The sequence below is a fragment of the Pedobacter sp. ASV12 genome, assembly GCF_016429155.1.
Classification (GTDB): domain Bacteria; phylum Bacteroidota; class Bacteroidia; order Sphingobacteriales; family Sphingobacteriaceae; genus Pedobacter.
Genome location: NZ_JAELUC010000364.1, coordinates 1 through 385 on the forward strand (window position 1 = coordinate 1; position 385 = coordinate 385).

Below are 385 nucleotides of genomic sequence, written 5' to 3' on the forward strand. Positions count from 1 at the left end.
CCCCCCCCCCCCCCCCCCCCCCCCCCCCCCCCCCCCCCCCCCCCCCCCCCCCCCCCCCCCTATTTTCACGCAGATGACGGCATACGCGATCATGAGTACTGTCTCGTGGGCTCGGAGATGTGTATAAGAGACAGGCGTATAGGTAAATACCCTAATAATGAGGTTAAAATCGCTCAATTGCATTTTTTTAAGCGGTATTGGCAATACTGGGCTCCAAATACCACCTTCATGGCGCCGGTAACAGCTCAGGGGGGGGGGGGGGGGGGGGGGGACGCTGCCGACGAACCACGACATGTGTAGGGGTGGGGGGGGGGCGGGGGGGGGAAGAGGGGGGGGGGGGGGGGGGGGGGGGGGGGGGGGGGGGGGGGGGGGGGGGGGGGGGGGG

Annotated in this window: 1 protein-coding gene; it reads left to right on the forward strand. The window is 68.8% G+C overall.

Going from position 1 to position 385, the window contains the following annotated elements; all coding sequences use genetic code 11:
- The coding region (locus JHD69_RS20705; protein WP_199142191.1) for a hypothetical protein at window positions 1-300 on the forward strand (300 nt) is incomplete at its 5' end.
- Window positions 301-385: the final 85 nt, after the last annotated feature.